17 protein-coding genes are annotated in these 19,809 nt (G+C 70.1%); 11 read left to right on the forward strand and 6 right to left on the reverse strand.

Annotated elements, in window-relative coordinates; translation table 11 throughout:
* Positions 1 to 123: 123 nt before the first annotated feature.
* Genes TBIF_RS04370 through TBIF_RS04400 form a run of 7 tightly spaced genes read left to right on the forward strand, consistent with a single transcriptional unit; the run spans position 124 to position 7,104 of the window.
* Positions 124 to 1,692, forward strand: a complete 1,569-nt coding sequence (locus tag TBIF_RS04370; protein WP_024793645.1) for a long-chain-fatty-acid--CoA ligase — start codon at positions 124 to 126, stop codon at positions 1,690 to 1,692.
* Entirely contained in the window at positions 1,689 to 2,786 is a 1,098-nt protein-coding gene (locus tag TBIF_RS04375; protein ID WP_024793646.1) for an MBL fold metallo-hydrolase, read from the forward strand. The genes TBIF_RS04370 and TBIF_RS04375 overlap by 4 nt, the downstream gene beginning before the upstream one ends.
* On the forward strand, positions 2,783 to 3,544 hold the full coding sequence (locus TBIF_RS04380; RefSeq protein ID WP_024793647.1) for a crotonase/enoyl-CoA hydratase family protein: 762 nt from the start codon (positions 2,783 to 2,785) through the stop codon (positions 3,542 to 3,544). Before TBIF_RS04375 ends, TBIF_RS04380 begins: the two co-directional genes overlap by 4 nt.
* Positions 3,541 to 4,335: an enoyl-CoA hydratase/isomerase family protein gene (locus tag TBIF_RS04385; RefSeq protein ID WP_024793648.1), complete on the forward strand. Its 795-nt coding sequence runs from the start codon at positions 3,541 to 3,543 to the stop codon at positions 4,333 to 4,335. Before TBIF_RS04380 ends, TBIF_RS04385 begins: the two co-directional genes overlap by 4 nt.
* A 4-nt stretch (positions 4,336 to 4,339) precedes the next feature.
* Positions 4,340 to 5,215 (forward strand): LysR family transcriptional regulator, encoded by an 876-nt coding sequence (locus TBIF_RS04390; protein ID WP_024793649.1) that lies wholly within the window; start codon positions 4,340 to 4,342, stop codon positions 5,213 to 5,215.
* 4 nt (positions 5,216 to 5,219) lie between these two features.
* A complete protein-coding gene (locus tag TBIF_RS04395) occupies positions 5,220 to 6,107 on the forward strand; it encodes a LysR family transcriptional regulator (RefSeq protein WP_024793650.1) in 888 nt (295 codons plus the stop codon).
* A 25-nt stretch (positions 6,108 to 6,132) separates the two neighbouring features.
* Positions 6,133 to 7,104, forward strand: coding sequence for an NAD(P)H-dependent flavin oxidoreductase (locus tag TBIF_RS04400; RefSeq protein WP_024793651.1), 972 nt, complete (start codon positions 6,133 to 6,135; stop codon positions 7,102 to 7,104).
* Positions 7,105 to 7,171: 67 nt separating this feature from the next.
* On the opposite strand, the gene TBIF_RS04405 is transcribed toward TBIF_RS04400, so the two are convergent.
* From TBIF_RS04405 to TBIF_RS04420, 4 genes are all read right to left on the reverse strand, one after another.
* Positions 7,172 to 8,854 (reverse strand): class I adenylate-forming enzyme family protein, encoded by a 1,683-nt coding sequence (locus tag TBIF_RS04405; RefSeq protein ID WP_024793652.1) that lies wholly within the window; start codon positions 8,852 to 8,854, stop codon positions 7,172 to 7,174.
* 27 nt (positions 8,855 to 8,881) lie between these two features.
* Positions 8,882 to 9,646 (reverse strand): SDR family NAD(P)-dependent oxidoreductase, encoded by a 765-nt coding sequence (locus TBIF_RS04410; RefSeq protein ID WP_024793653.1) that lies wholly within the window; start codon positions 9,644 to 9,646, stop codon positions 8,882 to 8,884.
* A 29-nt stretch (positions 9,647 to 9,675) separates the two neighbouring features.
* Positions 9,676 to 10,806 (reverse strand): thiolase family protein, encoded by a 1,131-nt coding sequence (locus tag TBIF_RS04415; protein WP_024793654.1) that lies wholly within the window; start codon positions 10,804 to 10,806, stop codon positions 9,676 to 9,678.
* Positions 10,807 to 10,942: 136 nt separating this feature from the next.
* A complete protein-coding gene (locus TBIF_RS04420; protein WP_024793655.1) occupies positions 10,943 to 12,355 on the reverse strand; it encodes an MFS transporter in 1,413 nt (470 codons plus the stop codon).
* Between the two features lie 267 nt (positions 12,356 to 12,622).
* Between TBIF_RS04420 and TBIF_RS04425 the strand changes: the two genes are divergently transcribed.
* A complete protein-coding gene (locus TBIF_RS04425; protein WP_024793656.1) occupies positions 12,623 to 13,780 on the forward strand; it encodes an acyl-CoA dehydrogenase family protein in 1,158 nt (385 codons plus the stop codon).
* Between the two features lie 70 nt (positions 13,781 to 13,850).
* Here TBIF_RS04425 and TBIF_RS04430 read toward each other — a convergent pair whose 3' ends face one another.
* Both TBIF_RS04430 and fabG read right to left on the reverse strand, forming a co-directional pair.
* Positions 13,851 to 15,059, reverse strand: a complete 1,209-nt coding sequence (locus TBIF_RS04430; protein ID WP_024793657.1) for an acetyl-CoA C-acetyltransferase — start codon at positions 15,057 to 15,059, stop codon at positions 13,851 to 13,853.
* 33 nt (positions 15,060 to 15,092) lie between these two features.
* Positions 15,093 to 15,833 carry a 3-oxoacyl-ACP reductase FabG gene (gene fabG / locus TBIF_RS04435; protein WP_024793658.1) on the reverse strand — a complete coding sequence of 247 codons (741 nt, stop codon included), beginning with the start codon at positions 15,831 to 15,833 and terminating at the stop codon, positions 15,093 to 15,095.
* Positions 15,834 to 15,989: 156 nt separating this feature from the next.
* Between fabG and TBIF_RS04440 the strand changes: the two genes are divergently transcribed.
* From TBIF_RS04440 to TBIF_RS04450, 3 genes are all read left to right on the forward strand, one after another.
* Positions 15,990 to 17,171 (forward strand): acyl-CoA dehydrogenase family protein, encoded by a 1,182-nt coding sequence (locus TBIF_RS04440; RefSeq protein ID WP_024793659.1) that lies wholly within the window; start codon positions 15,990 to 15,992, stop codon positions 17,169 to 17,171.
* A gap of 73 nt (positions 17,172 to 17,244) precedes the next feature.
* Positions 17,245 to 18,495 (forward strand): CoA transferase, encoded by a 1,251-nt coding sequence (locus TBIF_RS04445; protein ID WP_024793660.1) that lies wholly within the window; start codon positions 17,245 to 17,247, stop codon positions 18,493 to 18,495.
* Complete coding sequence (locus tag TBIF_RS04450; protein WP_024793661.1) at positions 18,492 to 19,682, forward strand: acyl-CoA dehydrogenase family protein; 1,191 nt, start codon at positions 18,492 to 18,494, stop codon at positions 19,680 to 19,682. Before TBIF_RS04445 ends, TBIF_RS04450 begins: the two co-directional genes overlap by 4 nt.
* Positions 19,683 to 19,809 lie beyond the last annotated feature (127 nt).

Consider the following 19,809-nt stretch of genomic DNA (forward strand, 5'->3'; position numbering starts at 1 on the left):
ATGCGGCTGTCGGTCTTTGTCGGCGCCGTGATCGGGGTGGTCCACTGAGTGCCCCAGCACCCCAGTGTCCCAGCGGCATGAGCGCCGCCTCGCAGCCACTTCGGCGCGCCCCAAAGGAGCGATATGAGCGGTTTGCATCTTCCCCAACGCATCAGGAGCCTCGCGGTCGAGAAGCCCGATGCGCCCGCCCTGACCTGCGGAGAAACCACCGTCTCGTTCGGAGAGCTGGACCGACGGACGAACCGGGTCGCCACCGCGCTGGCCGCCCGAGCCCGGGCAGGGGGACGCGTCGGGACGCTGCTGCGGATGCGGCTGGAGGCCGCGGAGACCTTTGTCGGCTGCGCGAAAGCAGGTCTGGTGTTCACGCCGCTGAACTGGCGGCTGACCCCGGGCGACATCGGGGCGATCGCGGCTGACGCGGACCTCGACGTGCTGGTGACGCAGCGGGAATTCGCCGCGCTGGCGGCCGCGGCCCACGCGGCCCTGCCCGGACTGCGCGTGGTGTTCGTGGACCCAGAATCAAGCTCGGACACGGAGCCAGACTCGGCGCTGGACTGGGACCAGCTCGTGGCAGCCGGGGCGGACACCGACCCGGGCCTGGGCGCGGATCCCGAGGCCGGGGTGCTGCACCTGTTCACCTCGGGCACCACCGGCAGGCCGAAAGGCGTGGTCTCGACCCACCGGAACCTGCACAACGATCCCGCTGGCCTGCGGATCTATCAGTGGCAGCCGGACTCCGTGGCGCTGAACGCGATGCCGCTGTTCCACATCGCCGGGGCCGGCTGGCTGAGCACCTGCCTGTCCGCCGGCGTGCACGCGGTGCTGCTGGGAGAATTCAACCCGGCGGCCGTCGCTCACCTCATCGAGCGGCACCACGTCACGCATGCCTTCCTGGTGCCCGCGACGATCCAGCTGCTGCTGGACCTGCCCGGGCTCGACGCGCACGATCTCTCGAGCCTGCGACTGATCGCATACGGCTCATCCCCCATCGCCCCGCACCTGCTGCGCCGGGCCATGGACACGTTGGGCTGCGGATTCGTGCAGCGCTACGGCATGACCGAGACCACCGGCTCGGTCACCGCACTCGCGGCGGCGGATCACGAGCCCGAGGGCGAGCGCGCGCACCTGCTGCGGTCGGTGGGCCAGGCGATGCCCGGCGTCGAGCTCGAGATCCGCGACATCGTCACCGGTGAGAGACTGCCTGCGGGGCACACCGGCGAGATCGTGTGCCGCTCCCGCAACAACGTCTCCGGCTATTGGCGGCGCCCCGCGGAGTCCGCCGCGCTGCTCACCGGCGACGGGTTCCTGCGCACCGGCGACGCCGGCCACCTCGACGAGAGCGGCTATCTGTTCGTCACTGACAGGCTCAAGGACCTGATCATCACCGGCGGGGAGAACGTGTACCCGATCGAGGTGGAATCGGTGCTGGCGCAGCACCCGGCCGTCGCGGAGGTCGCGGTCATCGGCGTGCCGGACCATCGTTGGGGGGAGGCGGTCACCGCGGTGGTCCGGCTGGCGGACAGCGCCGCCGTGCCCGACGAGAGCGAGCTCGTCGCGTTCGCCACCGCCCGGCTCGCGTCCTATAAGCGGCCGCAACGAGTCCACATTGTCGATGAGCTGCCGCGCAACGCGAGTGGCAAGATCCTCAAGCGTGACCTGCGAGACCTACTGGGCCAGGACGGTGCGGCATGACGCTACAGACGACGGGAACTGAGCGGCCGGCGGCCGTGCAGCGGGTGACCGGAGTGCGCCAATACGAGGCGTGGCAGCTCGGCGAGCTGCCGCCGGTGGAGGAGGTCCGTCCCGGGCTGTGGTCGATCCCGGTGCCGATGCCCCGCAATCCGCTGCGCTACGTGCTGGTCTACGCGCTGGCCTTGGACGACGGTCTGGCCCTGATCGACGTCGGCTGGGACGCGGAGGAGTCCTGGCGCGCTCTTGTGGACGGCGTCCGCCAGACCGGCCACGACATCACCGAGGTCCGCTACGCGGCGATCACGCACCTGCACCCGGACCATTTCGGCCTGGCCCCGCGGCTGCGTGCGGTCAGCGGCGCGGCCCTGGCCATGCACGCCGCGGACGCGACGCTCCTCGGGCACCACACCCCCGACGACACCGAGCGCAACGAGGCCGGCTGGGCGCGCCAACTGACCCGGCTCGGCGCGCCGCGAACGGTGATCGAGGCGGATCCGGTCTCGCTCGTCCGCTTCGGAGCGGGCGAGTCGGTGGACATCGTGCTCGAGGACGGCGCGAGGCTCGACCTGCCCGGTTGGGACCTGCGGGCGATCTGGACGCCGGGCCACACCGCGGGACATTTGTGTTTCGCCGACGACTCCCGCGGCGTGCTGCTAAGCGGGGACCACATGCTGCCGCGGATCAGCCCGAACATCTCGACGATCCCCGGCGAGCTCGTGGACCCGCTGCACCGCTATCTCCACTCGCTGCACGCGACGGCCGCGCTGCCCGAGCATGAGGTGCTGCCCGCCCACGAGTACCGCTTCAGCGGTGTGGCCGCGCGCGCCCGCGGTTTGCTCGAGCACCACGAGGAGCGATTCGCCGAGATCCTCGCGGACGTCGCCGCGCACCCGGAGTCGACGGCCTGGGAGGTGACCGAACGCGTCACCTGGTCGCGGCCGTTCGACACCATGACGCCCCGCCTGCACCGGCTGGCGGTCCGCGAGACCGACGCCCACCTGCTCGTCCTCGCGGACCGCGGCGCCGTGCGCCTGCTCGCCGGGGACCCCGACCGCTGGATTGTCGATACACCTACAGAAAGCGCCCGCCCATGAGCCCCGTCCTGACCGATTTCGCCGACGGCGTCGCCGTCATCACCTTGAACCGCCCGGAGGTGAAGAACGCGATCGACCTCGAGACCACCAAGGCACTGGCCGCCGCGCTCGACGAGTTCGAGGCCCGGGCCGACCTGACCATCGCGATCCTCACCGGCGCGGGGGGCACGTTCTGCGCGGGCATGGACCTCAAGGCGTTCAGCCGCGGGGAACGGCCGTCGCTCCCGGGCCGCGGATTCGGCGGCCTGACGGAGTCGCCGCCGACGAAGCCGCTGATCGCGGCGGTCGAGGGCTGGGCGCTGGCCGGCGGCTGCGAGCTGGCGCTGGCCGCAGACATGATCGTCGCGTCCCGCGACGCGAAGTTCGGCCTGCCGGAGGTCAAGCGTGGGCTGGCGGCCGCGGCGGGCGGCCTGCTGCGGCTGCCGAAGATCCTGCCGTATCCGCTGGCGATGGAGATGGCCATCACCGGCGATCCGCTCAGCGCGGAGCTCGCGTTCCACCATGGCCTGGTCAACAAGCTCACCGAGCCCGGGCAGGCGCTCGCCGTCGCCCGCGAGCTGGCCGCGCGGGTGGCGGCGAACGGCCCGCTGGCGGTGCGCGCGACGAAGCAGGTGGTGGCCATGGCCGCCCGGTACACCGACCCGGACGCGTTCGCCGCGCAGCGCGCCTTCATCGACCCGGTGTTCGCCTCCGCCGACGCGCAAGAGGGCGCCCGAGCATTCGCCGAGAAGCGTGTGCCGGCCTGGACCGGCGCATGAGCGGCCCGTCCGTGCTGATCGCACGGGACGGCGCCGTCACGACCGTCACCCTGAGCCGGCCCGGCCGACGCAACGCGCTCGATCTCGACGGCTGGCGCGCGCTCACCGCGGTGCTGGCCGAGCTCGCGGACGACGCCACGGTGCGTGCCGTCATCCTCACGGGCGCCGGCGGCGACTTCTGCAGCGGCTCGGACCTGGGCCGGCGCGGCGACGACCATCCGATAAGCCGGATGCGGCACATCAACGCGGCGGCCTTGGCCCTCGCGGAGTTCCCGAAGCCCCTCATCGCGAAAGTCGAGGGCTACGCCTTCGGCGCGGGCTGGAACATCGCGCTGCTGTGCGACTTGGTGGTGGCATCGCGCACCGCGAAGTTCAGCCAGGTTTTCGCCAAGCGCGGGCTGTCCGTGGACTTCGGCGGCTCGTGGCTGCTGCCCCGGCTCGTGGGTTTGCACCAGGCGAAGCGGCTGGTGATGCTCGCCGAGGTCCTCGACGGGGAGCAGGCCCACGCGCTGGGCCTGGTCTCCGAGCTCACCGCCCCGGAGGACTTGGACGAGGCCGCCGCGGATTTGGCGCGCCGCCTGGCTGCGGGGCCGCCGATGGCGTTGCACCTGTCGGCGCGGTTGCTGGAGCAGGGCAGCTCGCTGTCTCTGCGGGAGGCATTGGAGAACGAGGCCCGCTCGCAGGCGGTCAACTTCGCGACCGATGCGCCGGACGCGGTGCGGGCCTTCACTGAGAAGCGGGCGCCGGCCTTCGACGGCGCGTGGATCGTCGGCGCCGGACCAGTAGACTAGCCGAGTGGATCTGCACCTGTTGACCTATTTCGTGGCCGTGGTTGACCATGGTGGTGTCACTAAGGCAGCGGAGTCGCTGTATATCTCGCAGCCGTCGCTCTCCCAAGCGATCCGCACACTCGAACGACGCCTCGGCACAACGCTATTCGACCGGACGGGCCGGCGCCTCGAGCTCACCCACGACGGCCGCCGGCTCGACGCGTCCGTGCGGCGCATCCTCGCCGATGTCGAGATGGCCAAGAGCAAGGTCGCCGCGGTCCGTAATCTCGAGGCGGGCCGCGTGGACATCGTCACGTACTCTGCGTTCTCGCTGGACCCGCTCGTGAGCCTCGTCCGGCGGTTCCGCCTCCGGCATCCGCGCATCGTGGTCAACATCATCGACGCGGATGGCCCCGCCGGCGTCCACACCGCGCTGCGCCGGGGCGACGCGGAGGTGGGGGTGACGGACCTGTCCGTGGAGCACGCGGGCATGACCACCATCGCGCTCGCTGAGCAGGAGCTGGTCCTGGCGATGGACACGGCGCTGGCGGCGGACCTGCCGGACCCCGTCCCCACGGCCACCCTGCGGGACGTGCCGCTGATCCTGGACCTCGGCGACCGGTCCACGTTCGCGCGCATCGGCCAGCTGCTGGGCGAGGACGCGGGGAACATCGTTGTCGATTGCGCAGATCCGAGTGCGATCTGGGGGTTGGTGCAGCGCGGCGTTGGCGCGACCATCGTGCCCCGCCGCGTGGCTGCGGGGTCGATGGTGCGCGTGCTGACGCGCTCGCTGGAGCCGCCGCTGACCAGGCCGATCGGCCTCGCGCTGCGGGCGGGGGAGCCATCCCCGGCGGCGGTCGCGTTCGTGACCGTTGCGACCGACCGGCAAAGAGGAGACTGACCCAGTGGATTTCCGTCAGGCGCGGTACTTCCTCGCCGTCGTAGAGAACGAGGGGATCAACGGCGCGGCCGACGCGCTGTCGGTGGCGCAGCCCACCGTGTCCCAGGCGCTGCGCAGCCTCGAGCGGGAGCTCGGCGTGCAACTGTTCTTCCGCATCGGCAGGGGCATGGTGCTCAGCGCGGCCGGGCGCAGCCTAATCGGCCCGAGCCGCCAGCTCCTGCGCGATGTCACCGCGGTGGAGGACATGCTGGCGGCGGATGACGGCGAGGTGGCGGGCCGGTTGGACATCGCCGCCTTCCCCGGGCTGGGCACGGGTGAGTTCCTCGATCTCGTGGCCAGGTACCGGGGCGCGTACCCCAAAGTGTCGGTGCGCATCTCGGATCTGCGTGGGGAATCGAGCTCGGCAGGCGTGATCCGGGACGGGCACAGTGAGTTCGTGCTGGCGCACCTGCCGGTCGAGGGCGGCGACGGGCTCGACGTGATCGAGCTCGGCAGCCAGGAGTACTGGCTGGTGTACCCGCCCGGCACGGAGCTGCCGGAGGGGACGGTGCGGCTCGCCGAACTGCCAGATATCCCGATGGTGTTCGTGCCCCGTGGCGGTTCGCTGGGCGACGCGATCGAGGCCGGGATCCGGGACTCGGGCGCGCGGCCGCCGATCGCGGTCCTCACGGAGCACCGCGAGGCGCGGCTGCCACTGGTTCTGGCGGGCGTTGGCGGCTCGTTAGTGGAGCGGTCTGTGGCGGAGCTCGCGAAGGACCGCGTCGTTGTGCGCCGCTGCGAGCCGAGCTTCACGCGGGCCTTCGGGCTGGTCTTCAACGCCGGCGCGCTATCCCCGGTCGGCCAGGCTTTTGTCGACCTGGTGCGGGATCACCGCGCTGGCCGAACATCATGAGTTTCCCCTACACACTGGAGGTACCGTGGCTCTGCCATCCCCACTGAAAGACCGTCTGCGGCTGCCCGTTGTGGCATCGCCGATGTTCATCGTGTCCAACCCCGAGCTGGTGATCGCGCAGTGCACGGCCGGGATCGTCGGCTCCTTCCCGACGCTTAACGCGCGCCCGCAGTCGGCGCTGCGGGAGTGGCTCACACGGATCGAGGAGGCGCTGGCCAAGCACGACGCGAACAATCCCGAGGCGCCCGCCGCGCCGTACGCGGTGAACCTGATTGTGCACAAGTCCAACGACCGCCTCGCGGAGGACCTGGCGACGGTCGTGGAGTTCCAGGCACCGATCGTGATCACCTCGCTGGGCGCGCGCGCCGACGTCAACGAGGCGATCCACTCCTATGGCGGGATTGTGCTGCACGACGTCATCAACAACCGATTCGCCCGCAAGGCGATCGAGAAGGGCGCCGACGGCCTGATCGCCGTCGCCGCGGGAGCGGGCGGGCACGCGGGCACGCAGTCGCCGTTCGCGCTGCTGCAGGAGATCCGGGAATGGTTCGACGGCCCGGTGCTGCTGTCCGGCGCCATCGCGCATGGCCGCTCGGTGCTGGCCGCGCAGGCGGCGGGCGCGGACCTCGCCTACGTCGGCTCGGCCTTCATCGCGACGACCGAGGCGAACGCCGACCCGGCCTATAAGCAGATGATCGTGGACTCCGGCGCCGCGGACATCGTGTATTCGAATCTGTTCACCGGTGTGCACGGCAACTACCTGCGCGGCAGCATCGAGGCCGCCGGCCTGGACCCGGCGAGCCTGCCCGAGTCCGACCCGTCCGCCATGGACTTCGGCACCGGCCCCGACGCCGGCTCGGACGCGAAGGCGTGGCGGGACATCTGGGGCGCCGGCCAGGGCGTGGGCGCGGTCGACGCGGTGGCGCCCGCCGCGGATGTGGTGCGCCGGCTCACGGCCGAGTACGAGGCGGCCAAGGAGCGGCTCCGGCTCATGTGATCGGCAGGTCTGAGAAATGTCTAGGGAGGCGGCGCCAGTGGCGCCGCCTCCCTAGTTCCGCGTCTGGTTACAGCCGGGCCCGCAGGTCGGTCTTGAGGATCTTGCCCGCGGCCGAGGTCGGCAACGCGTCGACCACGAGAATCTCGCGAACCTTCTTGTACGGCAACACCTGCTCCGCGACGAACGCCATCAGCTCGGACTCATCCAGCGTGGCCCCGTCGACCGCGACGACGAACGCGATGGGCTCCTGACCCACGGGGCCGGCCTCGCGTCCGACGACCGCGGCCGAGGACACGGCCGGGTGCGTCACCAAGATCTCCTCGAGTTCGCGGGGGTAGACGTTGTAGCCCTTGTAGATCAGCATGTCCTTCGCCCGGTCGCAGATGTAGATGTAGCCGTCCTCGTCCCGGTACGCGATATCGCCGGTGTCGAGCCAGCCATCGACGTACTGCTGGGCGGTGGCCTCCGGATGGCCGAGATAGCCATCGGTGACCTGCGGCCCGCGCACCCACAGCGCGCCGCGCTCGCCGTCGGCCAGCACCTCCGCGGGCGAGTCCTGGTCGCGGATCTGCACCTGGGTATCGAAGATCGGCAGGCCGACACTACCCTGCCGAAAGTCCGCGCCCACCACCAGCGGGGCGGTCGTGACCACGCAGGTGCCCTCGGTCAGGCCGTAGCCCTCGGCGATGCTCGCGTTGGGGAACGCGGCGGCCAGGGCGTCGAGCGTGACGTGATCGATAGCGGCGGCGCCGGACGCGACCACCCGCACCGAGGAGGTGTCGCGTGTGGCGATATCCGGGTGGGCCACGAGGGCGTGCCACATCGCCGGGCTGCCGGTGATGTAGCTCGCGCCATGGGTCTCGATGAGCGCGAGCATGCGGGCGGGGTCGAACCGGCCGGCGAGCACCTGGGTGGCACCGCAGAGCAGCAGGAACGACGTGTTGATCAGCGCGTGCGCGTGGAACAGCGGTGAGACGACGATGGTGGCGCCGGCCCCGGGGACGACCCCGCGCACGTCCAGCCCGTCGATCGGGCGCAACTCGACGAGCCCCGCGTCGCTCATCGCGATCTGGTGCCCGGCCCGCCACGCGCACATCTGGGTGACGTTCGCGACCACGTTGCGGTGCAGGACCCGCACGCCCTTCGACGCGCCGGTGGTCCCGCCTGTGAACGCGATGTGCGCGATATCCTCGCCCCCAACTGCTATCGGGGTGAAGTCCGCGTCGTGCCCTCGGCTGAACTCGTCGAGCCCGACGACAGTGACGCCCGGCGTCGGCGCGGCGGACTCGGGGAGTTCGAGGGGGCCGTCGGACACGACCACAATCGTGGCGATGGCGGTCCCGGCGGCGGCGCCCAACAGCGTGTCCAGCTGTGCCGGCTGGGTCACCGCGGCCACCGCGGAGGTCTCCTCGATCTGCTTGCGCAGGCCGGGCCGTGGTTGGAGCGGGTTCACCAAAGTCACTGTGGCCCCGGCTCGTAGGGCTCCGTAGTACGAGACGAGGAACTCGACGCAGTTGCCCAGGTGCAGCAGCACCACGTCGCGGGGCCGGACCCCCGCCGCCACGAGCGCGCTGGCGAATCGGCCCGTGCGCTCATCGAGCTCCCGGTAGGTGCAGACTCGGTCGCCGTCCACGATCGCGGGACGCTCGCCATACAGCGCGCCCATGCTCGCCGGCCACAGCGCCATCGACACCCGGGGGTAGTCGAGCTGGACGCTTGCCAGGTCGCTGGGGGAGAACGTGCTGGTCATCTTGCTGATGGTAGACATGGCCGCCCGCTAGCGCGGCGCCATGCGGATGGCGCCGTCCAATCGGATGGTCTCGCCGTTGAGGTAGCCATTCTCGAGCATCGACGCGGCCAGCGCCCCAAACTCGTCCGGCCGGCCCAGCCGCGACGGGCTGGGCACGGAGGCCTCGAGCGAGGCGCGCACGTCGGCCCGCAGCCGGGCGAGCAGCGGGGTGTCCATGATGCCGGGCGCGATGGTGTTCACGCGGATGCCCTTGCTGGCGAGATCGCGGGCGGCAACCACCGTCATGCCGACGATGCCGGCTTTGGAGGCGCTGTAGTTGATCTGGCCGATCTGGCCCTCGAACGCGGCGACGGACGCCGTCATGATGATGGCGCCGCGCTCGCCGTCGACGGCGTCGAGCTGTGCCATCCGCTCGGCGCCGAGGCGCAGGGCGTTGAATGAGCCGACGAGGTTGAGGCGGATCACGAACTCGAAGTCCTCGAGGGACCCGGCCGAGCCGTCCTTCTCGAGCACCCGCATGCGGCGGCCCGCCCCCGCGCAGTGCACGAGGCCGCGCAGCCCGCCGCGCTCGTGCGCCACGTCGAGGGCGGCGGCGAACTGCTCGGCGTCGGTGATGTCGGCGGCGGCGAACGCGGCGTTGTCACCGAGCGACTGCGCGACCTCGGCGCCGTCGGAGGTGGGCAGGTCGATGAGGGTGACGGCGCCGCCCGCGTCGAGGACGCGCCGCGCGGTGGCGAGGCCGAGGCCTGAGGCGCCGCCGGTGATGGCGATAGAGGTTTCCTTGAGCTGCATGTCTGTGCTTCCTAGTCTGTGAGCGCTGGTCAGAGGAGTTCGAGGATGGTGGCGTTCGCGAGGCCGCCGGCCTCGCACATGGTCTGCAGGCCGTAGCGGATGTTGTTGTCCCGCATGTGATGTGCCAGACGGGTCAGCAAGATCGCACCGGAGCCCCCGAGCGGGTGGCCGACGGCGATGGCGCCGCCAAGCGGGTTCAGCCGGTCGGCCGCCGCCCCGGTCTCGGCCAGCCAGGCCAGCGGCACCGGAGCGAAGGCCTCGTTGACCTCGAAGGCGCCGATGTCGTCGATGGACAGCCCGGACCGGCGCAGCGCCTTCTCGGTGGCCGCGATCGGCGCGGTCAGCATGATCACCGGATCGTCGCCGGCGACGACGGCGGTGTGGATGCGGACGATCGGGCGCCAGCCCCGCGCGGCGGCGTACTCGCTGGTGGTGATGAGCAGGGCCCCGGCGCCATCGGAGATCTGGGAGGCGTTCCCGGCGTGGATCACGCCGTCCTCCTTGAACACGGTGCGGAGCTTGCCGAGCGACTCAAGCGTCCCGCCAGAGCGGATGCCCTCGTCCTGCGAGAGGCCGGCGATCGGGGCGATCTGCCCCTCGAACGCGCCGGCGGCGGTGGCCGCGGCGGCGAGCTCGTGCGAGCGCAGCGAGTACTCGTCCAGAGCGGTCCGCGAGAGCGCCCACTTCTCGGCGACCATCTCGGCGCCCACGCCCTGGTTGAAGCCTTCCACGCCGTAGCGCTCCAGGACCTCCGGGGGGTTGGGCTGGGCGCCCATGGCCGCGGTGCCCATCGGCACCCGCGTCATCGACTCGACCCCGCCGGCGACGACGACGTCGTACTGGCCGGAGATCACGGTCGCGGCGGCGAAGGAGACGGCCTGCTGGCTCGAGCCGCACGCCCTGGTCAGCGTGACGCCGGGGACCGAATCGGGCCAGCCAGCGGCCAGCACGGCGGTGCGGGCGATGTTGCCGGCCTGCTCGCCGGCCTGGCTGACACAGCCCCAGATCACGTCGTCGACCGTCGTGGTGTCCAGTCCGGTGCGCGCGGCGAGCGCGGTGAGCACGTGCGCGGCCAGCGTCGCGGAGTGGGTCTCGGACAGCGCGCCGCCGCGGCGCCCGATCGGTGAGCGTACGGCGTCGACGATCACGGCATCGCGCATGGTTTCCTCCAGTGGTTGTTGCGGCTGTGTGGCGATCGACTCGGGTGGCCGACCGCGTGGGCCTCGATATTCGAGTCGACCACGCCGTCGGCCACCGGGACAATGGCCTTCGGGATATGCGTCAGATAGCCGGTGGCTATGCGTCGGAAGTCGCGGCGTTGGCAGACTGCGCCGCGGCGCGGATGAGCTTCTTGTCCCGCTCGGGGTTCGCGAAGATCAGCACCAGCACCGCGCCGATGGCGCCGACGACGCCGATCGCCTGGAAGGCCTGGGCATAGCCCTCCGCGGCGGTCGCGGCGTTGTCGACGAGGACTCCTGTCGCGTAGGGGGCGATCAGGCCACCGATGGCCATGATGGCGAGGAACGCGCCCATCGTGCCGGCGGTCTGCTGCGGCGGGCACAGCTCGGAGATCGCGGAGTTGACGAGGGGGAACACGATAGCCGCGAAGCCATAGCCGATCGAGACGGCGGCGACGGCGAGCGCGGGGGTGCCGATCTGCGGCAGGAACAGGAGGACGGAGCCGCAGATCAGGACGCCGACGCACGGCACGATGATGCGGACGACGCGGGAGCGGGCGCCGCGGGCGATCATCTTGTCGGTCACAGCTCCGGAGACGAGCATCAGCGCCAGGCCCACGACGGAGGGCAGCGCGAACATCGAGCCGGCCTGCAGCGCGGTGTAGCCCAGGCCGACCTCGAAGTACGACGGCAGCCAGGTGAGCACGACGGTGGTCAGCGAGTAGACGGCCATGATCAGCACGCAGCAGCTGACGAAGGTGCGCGAGAGCAGGATGCTCCGCCACGGTGCGCTCGGCTCCTCGTGGACGATGGTGGCCGGGGCCGCGCTGTCATCCGACTTGGGGGACTTGACCGCCTTGCTCGTGAACGGGCCCTCGGTCCAACCGGTCACCCAGCACACCATCCACAGGACGCCGAGGCCGGACAGCGCCAAGATCGCCGCGCGCCAGCCGAACTCGACAGTGATGAAGGCGAGGACGGGGGCGAGCGCGATCTTCGCGACGGACGCGGAGCCGGCGAGCAGCGCGCTGGGCAGGCCGCGCTTGGCCGGCGGATGCCACGAGTACGCGGCGGTGTGCATCAGCGCGGAGCTGGGGCCCTCGGCGAGTCCGAGCAGCATCCGGCAGATGATGAGCGCTGCCAGGCTCGCCGAGATCACGAGCGGCAACATCACGATCGACCACATCATGCACAGCGCGAGCAGCGCCCACCGCAGCGTGAGGAGCTTGTTCAGCGCTCCTGCCATGAACCCGCCGATGGTGAAGGTCAGGAAGAACAGGCTGCCGACCATTCCGATCTGCGTGGAGGTCAGCCCCAGCTCCCGGGCGAGCGGCTGGGCGATGATGCCGAGCACCGCCTTGTCGGCGTAGTTCACGACATAGAGGAACGTGACGAGACCCGTCATGGCCCAGGCGCGCTTGCTGTTCACGATGTTGCCCATTGCGGGCAGCATGCCACCGGGGGCGGCGCCAGCCGGCGGGGGTGGCGTCGAGCCGTCTTTTTTATCTGGGGCGAGCTCAGCTGTGGTCACGGGGGTGTCCCTTCGCGGGGAGGTGGGGGGCGATCGAGGAGAGTCGATCGGAGCGGCGCAGATCGTGCGTTGCGGACTCCCTCATTAGATGTGGCGCGGGTCACTTGGGCAATGGGCAGTAGTTGAATCGACCAATCACTATTTCCTATGGATCGCAGGTCAGAGCATATTGGGTGGGCCTATTAGTGGCATAGGAGACCGGTGCTGGCGTAGCGGGGGAGTCTGTTGCATTCTGGTTCTAACCCATGCCATTCGAAGGAGATTCACGTGCAGCGAACCGTGTTCAACGAGGACCACGAGGCATTCCGCCAGAGCATCCGCGACTTCATCGCGAAGGAGGTCAGCCCGGTCCACCATGAGTGGGAGGCGGAGGGGCATCCGCCGCGTGAGTTCTACCGGCGGCTGGGGGAGCTCGGCGTGCTTGGTGTCCAGGCGCCGGAGGAGTTTGGCGGCGGCGGCGAGGCGAGCATCAAGTTCAACGTGGTGGTGGCCGAAGAGATCGCCGCCGCGGGCGCGTCCTTCGGCAGCTACTCCGTGCACAGCAACCTGATCCTGCCGTATCTCGTGGAGCATGCGACCGCAGAGCAGAAGGGCCGCTGGCTCCCCGGGTTCGCGTCGGGCGAGCTGATGTTCGCGATCGCCATGACCGAGCCGGGCACCGGATCGGACCTGGCCAATATCGCCACGTCCGCCAAGCTGTCCGCGGACGGCACGCACTATGTGCTCAACGGCGCGAAGACGTTCATCACCGGCGGCGTGCTCGCGGACCGCGTGTTGGTGGTGTGCCGGACCGCGCCCAGCACCCCCGAGGACCGCCGCGCCGGCCTGAGCATCCTCGTGGTCGACACGTCATCCGAGGGGTACGCGGTGGGTCGCAAGATCGACAAGATCGGCCTGCGGACCTCGGACACCGCCGAGCTGTCCTTCACCGACGTGAAGGTGCCGGTGACGGACCGGCTGGGCGAGGAGGGGGCCGGATTCTCCTACCTGACCCACAACCTGGCGCAGGAGCGGCTGACCATCGCGTTCGGCGCCGCCGCGACCTCGTCGGCGGCGCTGGCGCACGCGATCGGCTACGTCAAGGAACGCAAGGTGTTCGGCAAGCCCGTCGCCGCGTTCCAGAACACCAAATTCGTGTTGGCGGAGTGCGCGACAGACGTCCTGGCGATCCAGTTGATGGTCGACCGGGCCATCGAGCTGCACGACGCCGGCGAGCTCACCGTCCCCGACGCGGCGCGGGCGAAGCTGTTCTGCACGGAGACCGCGGGCCGGGTGATCGACAAGTGCCTGCAGCTGCACGGCGGCTACGGGTACGTCACCGAATACCCCATCGCCCGGCTCTACGCCGACACCCGCGTCACCCGGATCTACGGCGGCACCAGCGAGGTCATGAAGACGATCATCGCCAAGGACCTAGGGCTGTGATGGCCTCGGCCCCACTGTCCTAGACAGTGGGGCCGGGCAACCACGTCGGTCACGTCGCGGGCAGGTGGGACTACACCCGCTCGAAGACCGCTGCCAGGCCCTGGCCGCCGCCGATGCACATGGTCTCCAGCGCGTAGCGGCCGTCGCGGCGGTGCAGCTCGCGGGCGAGGGTGGCGAGCATGCGGCCGCCGGTGGCGCCCACGGGGTGGCCCAGCGAGATGCCGGAGCCGTGAATGTTGGTGCGCTCGAAATCCGCTGCGACGAATCCCCATTCGCGGGTGACTGCGAGGGCCTGGGCGGCGAACGCCTCGTTGAGCTCGATGACGTCGAGGTCGGCCAGGGTGAGGCCGGCCTTGCGCAGCGCGATCTCGGTGGCGGGCACGGGGCCGATGCCCATGACCTTCGGGGCGACGCCGGCGACGCCCCAGGAGACCATGCGCACGAGCGGCGTCAGGCCGAGCGCGGCGGCCCGCTCTGGCGTGGTGACCAGGGCCATCGATGCCGCGTCGTTCTGGCCGCTGGCGTTGCCGGCGGTGACGGTGGCGTCGGGATCTTGTCGGCCCATGATGGGGCGGAGTTTGGCGAGGGACTCGGCGGTGGTGTCGGCGCGAGGGTGCTCGTCGGTGTCGATGACGGTCTCGCCCTTGCGGGAGGTCACGGTCGTCGGGATGATCTCCTCGGCGAAGATCCCGCTGGTCTGGGCGGCGACGGCGCGGGCATGGGAGCGGGCGGCTAACTCGTCCTGCTCGGTCCGGCTGATCCCATACTCGCGGCGCAGATTCTCCGCCGTCTCGATCATCCCGCCCGGCACTGGGTAGTGCTTGCCGCCGGCGGTGCCGCGGGCGCGGGCCAGGCCGTCGTGCATCTGGATGCCGGAGCGGGCGCCGCCCCAGCGCATGTCGGTGGAGTAGAAGGCCGCGTTGCTCATCGACTCGGTGCCGCCGGCGACGACGACGTCGTTGGCCCCGCTGCCGACCTGTAGCGCGGCTTGAATGACGGACTGGAGGCCCGAGCCGCAGCGCCGGTCGATGTGCATGCCGGGCACCGTGATCGGCAGGCCCGCGTCGAGTGCCACGACGCGGCCGATGGCGGGGGCCTCGCTGTTGCCGTTGCAGTGGCCGAGGATGACGTCCTCGATGGTGTCGGGTGCGATCCCGGTGCGCTCGATCAGGCCCTGCAGCGCGGTGACGCCCAGGTCGACGGCGGTGAGGGATTGGAACATGCCGCCGTAGCGGCCGATCGGGGTGCGGACGGGCTCGCAGATGACTACTTCACGCATGATCGCTGCTCTCTTCTACTCGTAATGTGCGGTTCACATGAATCGGCCGCCGGTGACCTCGAGGACGGTGCCGGTCATATAGGAGGACATGTCGGATGCGAGGAACAGCGCCACCGACGCGACCTCGGCGACCTCGCCCGCGCGGTTCATCGGAATCTCGGCCATCTTCCCGTCCCACGCCTTCTGTGGCATGGCCTCGGTCATGGCCGAGCGGATCAGGCCCGGCTGAATCGCGTTGACCCGGACGCCGTGGTGCGCCATCTCCTTCGCCGCGGCCTTGGTCATGCCGACGATGCCGGCCTTGGCGGCGGAGTAGTTGGTCTGCCCGATCATGCCGACCTTGCCGGACAGTGACGAGAGATTGACGATCGCGCCGCTCTTGGCCTCCCGCATGATCGCGGAGGCCTTGCGCGTGCCCTGCCAGGTGCCTTTCAGGTGCACGCCGATCACCAGGTCGAAATCCTCCTCGGTCATGGTGCGCATCGTGGCGTCGCGGGTGATGCCGGCGTTGTTGACGACGACATCGAGCGAGCCGAAGCCGTCGACGGCCTCAGCGAGCAACACGTCCCAGTCCTCGGCCCGCACCACGTCGCAGCGCACGGCGCGGGCCACATCGCGGCCGCCAAGCTGCTCGGCGGCCGCGGTTGCCCGTTCGAGGTCGAGATCGCCGATGACGACGCGGGCGCCGGCATCCACGAACTGGCGGGCGATCTCGAAACCGATGCCCTGGGCGCCTCCGGTGACGACGGCGGTGCGGTTGGCCAACAGGCTCATGGCAGTCCTTTCTAAACGCGCGGGGGCGCGCCGGGTGATGATCCGAATATATCGGCGGATAGGCGATTCGACCCCGCAAAATTCATCGAAGGTGGCTATCGGTGAATGTCTCTTTTCGTATTGGACACCGGACTCCGCACCACGCAGGCTGGCAGCATGACTACATCTCAGGCCGCCCCCGCCCAGGTCGACGACGACGATTTCCGTGAGATCCTCACCCAGACCCGGGCCTTCGTCCGCACCGTCGTGCTGCCGCGCGAGCAGGAGATCGCCGAGACCAACGCGATCCCGGACGACATCCGCGCCGCGGCCAAGGACATGGGCCTGTTCGGCTACGCGATCCCGCAAGAGTGGGGCGGGTTGGGCCTGAACCTGATGCAGGACGCCGAGCTGGCGATGGAGCTCGGGTACACGACGTTGGCCCTGCGGTCGATGTTCGGCACCAACAACGGCATCGCCGGCCAGGTGCTCGTCGGCTTCGGCACCGACGAGCAGAAGGCCCAGTGGCTCGAGGGCATCGCCTCCGGCGCGGTCGTCGCGTCGTTCGCGCTCACCGAGCCCGGGGCAGGGTCGAACCCGGCGGGGCTGCGGACCACCGCGAAGCGCGACGGCGACGATTGGGTGCTGAACGGCGATAAGTGCTTCATCACGAACGCGCCGCTCGCGGACCTGTTCGTCGTGTTCGCCCGCACCCGGCCCGCGGATGCGGACGGCACCGGCATCGCGGTGTTCCTGGTGTCCGCGGACACGCCGGGCGTCGAGGTCGGCGCGAAGGACAAGAAGATGGGCCAGGAGGGGGCCTGGACCGCGGACGTGCACTTCACCGACGTGCGCGTCCCCGCCTCGGCGCTGGTCGGGGGCAGCGAGGACGTCGGCTACCGCGCAGCCATGACGTCCCTCGCCCGTGGCCGGGTGCACATCGCGGCGCTGTCCGTCGGGCAGGCGCAGCGCGCGCTCGACGAGTCCGTGGCGCACGCCGCCACCGCGACCCAGGGCGGCACCCCGATCGGCGGATTCCAGCTAGTCCAGGCGATGCTCGCCGACCAACAGACCGGGGTGATGGCCGGCCGCGCGCTAGTCCGCGACGCCGCCCGGGCATGGGTGGAGAACACCGACCGCCGGATCGCGCCGTCGGCCGCGAAACTGTTCTGCACCGAGATGGTCGGGAAGGTGGCGGACCTCGCCGTGCAGATCCACGGCGGCTCCGGCTACATGCGGGAGATGGTTGTCGAGCGGATCTACCGCGACGTGCGCCTGCTGCGGCTCTACGAGGGCACCAGCGAGATCCAGCGCCTGATCATCGGCGGTGGCCTGGTCAAACAGGCTCAGCGCGGATAACCGTTGCATTCTCATTCGCACATCGCTGGGCCGTGGCGCCCGGCGCCGATCAATCCTGGGAAGGACGTACCGCATGAACTCGTCCGATAGCCATTCGTCCGATATGTCTGCGCCGTTGGCCGGCGTGCGGGTCGTCGAGGTCTCGAGCTTCGTCGCGGCCCCGCTCTGCGGCATGACGCTCGCCCAACTGGGGGCCGAGGTCATCCGCGTCGACCCCATCGGCGGGGCCGCCGATTACCACCGCTGGCCCCTCACCGACGACGGCGAGTCCATCTACTGGGCGGGCCTGAACAAGGGCAAACGCTCCCTCGCCGCCGACTTCCGGGACCCCGCCGCGCAGCAAGTGATCCGCGACCTCATCGTGGAGGCTGGCATCGTCGTCACCAACGCCGCGGGCCGGGACTGGCTGGACTACACGGGCCTGTCGCGCGAGCGGCCGGACCTGATCCACCTGCAGGTCCTCGGCCGCGCGGATGGCGGCGCCGCCGTCGACTACACCGTCAACGCCGCCGTCGGCTTCCCCCTCGCGACGGGGCCCAGCGGCCACGATGGTCCGGTCAACCACCTGCTGCCCGCCTGGGATATCGCGTGCGGGCTGTACGCGGCGTTGTCGATCACCGCCGCCGTGCACCGACGCGAGGTCACCGGCGCCGGCTCGAAAATTGTGCTGCCGCTCGAAGACGTGGCGCTGGCCACCGCCGGCAACCTCGGCTACCTCGCCGAAGCGCAGCTCGGCGGCGCGGACCGCGAGCGGATCGGCAACGCGGTTTACGGCACCTATGGCAACGACTTCGCCGCCGCCGACGGCGCCCGGTTCATGATTGTGGCGCTCACGCCGCGGCACTTTCGCGACCTGGCGGAGCTCACCGGCACCACGGCGGCGGTCGCCGCGGTGGAAACGGCGCTCGGCGTCGACTTCCGGGACGAAGGCACCCGCTTCCAGCATCGCGACCTCCTGAATGGACTCTTCGGCCCCTGGTTCCGCGCGCACACCGGTGACGAGGTGGAGAAGTTCCTGTCGGCGTCGTCGGTGCTGTATGAGCGGTACCGCACCTTCGCGGAGGTCGCCGCGGACCCGCGGGTCACGGCCAATCCGCTGTTCCAACAGCTCGACCAGCCCCGCATCGGCGCGCATCTCGCACCTGGTGCCCCGATGTCGATCGATGGACAGCACAGCCGGCCGCGTCCAGCTCCCGGGAACGGGGACGACACCGCCGCGGTCCTGGCCGAGCACCTGGGCCTGAACTCCGATGAGATCGCTCGGCTCATTGACTCCGGCGCCGTCTACTCGGCCGCGCCCCTCGAACACAAGGACCTGCTATGACCCGTCTTGCCCAGACCCACGGCCTCACCGAGTTCCAGACCGAGATCCTCGCCACCGTCCGCGCGTTCGTGGACAAGGAGGTCATCCCGAACGCCCAGGAGCTCGAGCACTCCGACACCTACCCGCAGGCCATCGTCGACCAGATGAAGGACATGGGCCTGTTCGGCCTGATGATCCCCGAGGAGTACGGCGGCCTCGGCGAATCCCTCCTCACCTACGCGCTGTGTGTGGAGGAGCTCGCGCGCGGCTGGATGAGCGTGTCCGGGGTGATCAACACCCACTTCATCGTCGCCTACATGATCCGCCAGCACGGCACCCAAGCCCAGAAGGACCACTATCTGCCTCGGATGGCGACCGGCGAGGTGCGCGGCGCGTTCTCGATGTCCGAGCCCGAGCTGGGCTCCGACGTCGCCGCGATCCGCACTAAAGGCACGCGGGCGGGCGATGGCTATGTGATCAACGGGCAGAAGATGTGGCTGACCAACGGCGCGAGCTCAACCCTGGTCGCCGCGCTGGTGCGCACCGACGAGGGTGCCTCTCGCCCGCACCAGAACCTGACGACGTTCCTGATCGAGAAGCCCGCCGGGTTCGGCGAGGTCGTCCCCGGGATCACCATTCCTAGGAAGCTCGACAAGATGGGCTATAAGGGCATCGACACCACCGAGCTCTTCTTCGACGACTACCAGGCCAGTGCCGACCAGATTCTGGGCGGGACGCCCGGCCGCGGCTTCGCGCAGATGATGGACGGCGTCGAGGTCGGCCGGGTCAACGTCTCCGCCCGCGCCTGCGGGGTCGCGATCCGCGCGTTCGAGCTTGCTGTGAAATACGCCCAGCAGCGCCACACGTTCGGCAAGGCGATCGCCGAGCACCAGGCGATCGCGTTCTCACTCGCGGAGATGGCCACCAAGGTCGAGGCCGCGCACCTGATGATGGTCAACGCGGCCCGGCTCAAGGACTCCGGCGAGCGCAATGACGTCGCCGCCGGGATGTCGAAGTACCTGGCCAGCGAGTACTGCTCGGAGGTCACGCAGGCGAGCTTCCGCATCCACGGCGGCTACGGCTACTCCAAGGAATACGAGATCGAGCGGCTCATGCGCGAGGCCCCGTTCCTGCTGATCGGGGAGGGCACCAGCGAGATCCAGAAGACCATCATCAGCAAGGGGCTGCTGCGCACCTACAAGCTGTGACTCGGCCACTGATCGGGACCTGCAGGACGCCTACGTTCCGCGGGCACCCGATGCCCGGGAATCTAGGCGATGAGGACCGGGTTTCGCCCGCTCGTGCGGTCAGAGACGACCCCCGTTCGCAGCCACC

The sequence above is a fragment of the Tomitella biformata AHU 1821 genome (genome assembly GCF_000524475.1).
Lineage (GTDB): Bacteria > Actinomycetota > Actinomycetes > Mycobacteriales > Mycobacteriaceae > Tomitella > Tomitella biformata.

What these genes read in the sequence shown, in the direction of transcription:
- TBIF_RS04385 (WP_024793648.1), top strand. Translation starts at nt 3,541, where the DNA reads ATGAGCGGCCCGTCCGTGCTGATCGCACGGGACGGCGCCGTCACGACC.
- TBIF_RS04370 (WP_024793645.1), top strand. Translation starts at nt 124, where the DNA reads ATGAGCGGTTTGCATCTTCCCCAACGCATCAGGAGCCTCGCGGTCGAG.
- TBIF_RS04410 (WP_024793653.1), bottom strand. Translation starts at nt 9,646, where the DNA reads ATGCAGCTCAAGGAAACCTCTATCGCCATCACCGGCGGCGCCTCAGGC.
- TBIF_RS04415 (WP_024793654.1), bottom strand. Translation starts at nt 10,806, where the DNA reads ATGCGCGATGCCGTGATCGTCGACGCCGTACGCTCACCGATCGGGCGC.
- TBIF_RS04380 (WP_024793647.1), top strand. Translation starts at nt 2,783, where the DNA reads ATGAGCCCCGTCCTGACCGATTTCGCCGACGGCGTCGCCGTCATCACC.
- TBIF_RS04430 (WP_024793657.1), bottom strand. Translation starts at nt 15,059, where the DNA reads ATGCGTGAAGTAGTCATCTGCGAGCCCGTCCGCACCCCGATCGGCCGC.
- TBIF_RS04440 (WP_024793659.1), top strand. Translation starts at nt 15,990, where the DNA reads ATGACTACATCTCAGGCCGCCCCCGCCCAGGTCGACGACGACGATTTC.
- TBIF_RS04445 (WP_024793660.1), top strand. Translation starts at nt 17,245, where the DNA reads ATGAACTCGTCCGATAGCCATTCGTCCGATATGTCTGCGCCGTTGGCC.
- fabG (WP_024793658.1), bottom strand. Translation starts at nt 15,833, where the DNA reads ATGAGCCTGTTGGCCAACCGCACCGCCGTCGTCACCGGAGGCGCCCAG.
- TBIF_RS04405 (WP_024793652.1), bottom strand. Translation starts at nt 8,854, where the DNA reads ATGACCAGCACGTTCTCCCCCAGCGACCTGGCAAGCGTCCAGCTCGAC.
- TBIF_RS04375 (WP_024793646.1), top strand. Translation starts at nt 1,689, where the DNA reads ATGACGCTACAGACGACGGGAACTGAGCGGCCGGCGGCCGTGCAGCGG.
- TBIF_RS04450 (WP_024793661.1), top strand. Translation starts at nt 18,492, where the DNA reads ATGACCCGTCTTGCCCAGACCCACGGCCTCACCGAGTTCCAGACCGAG.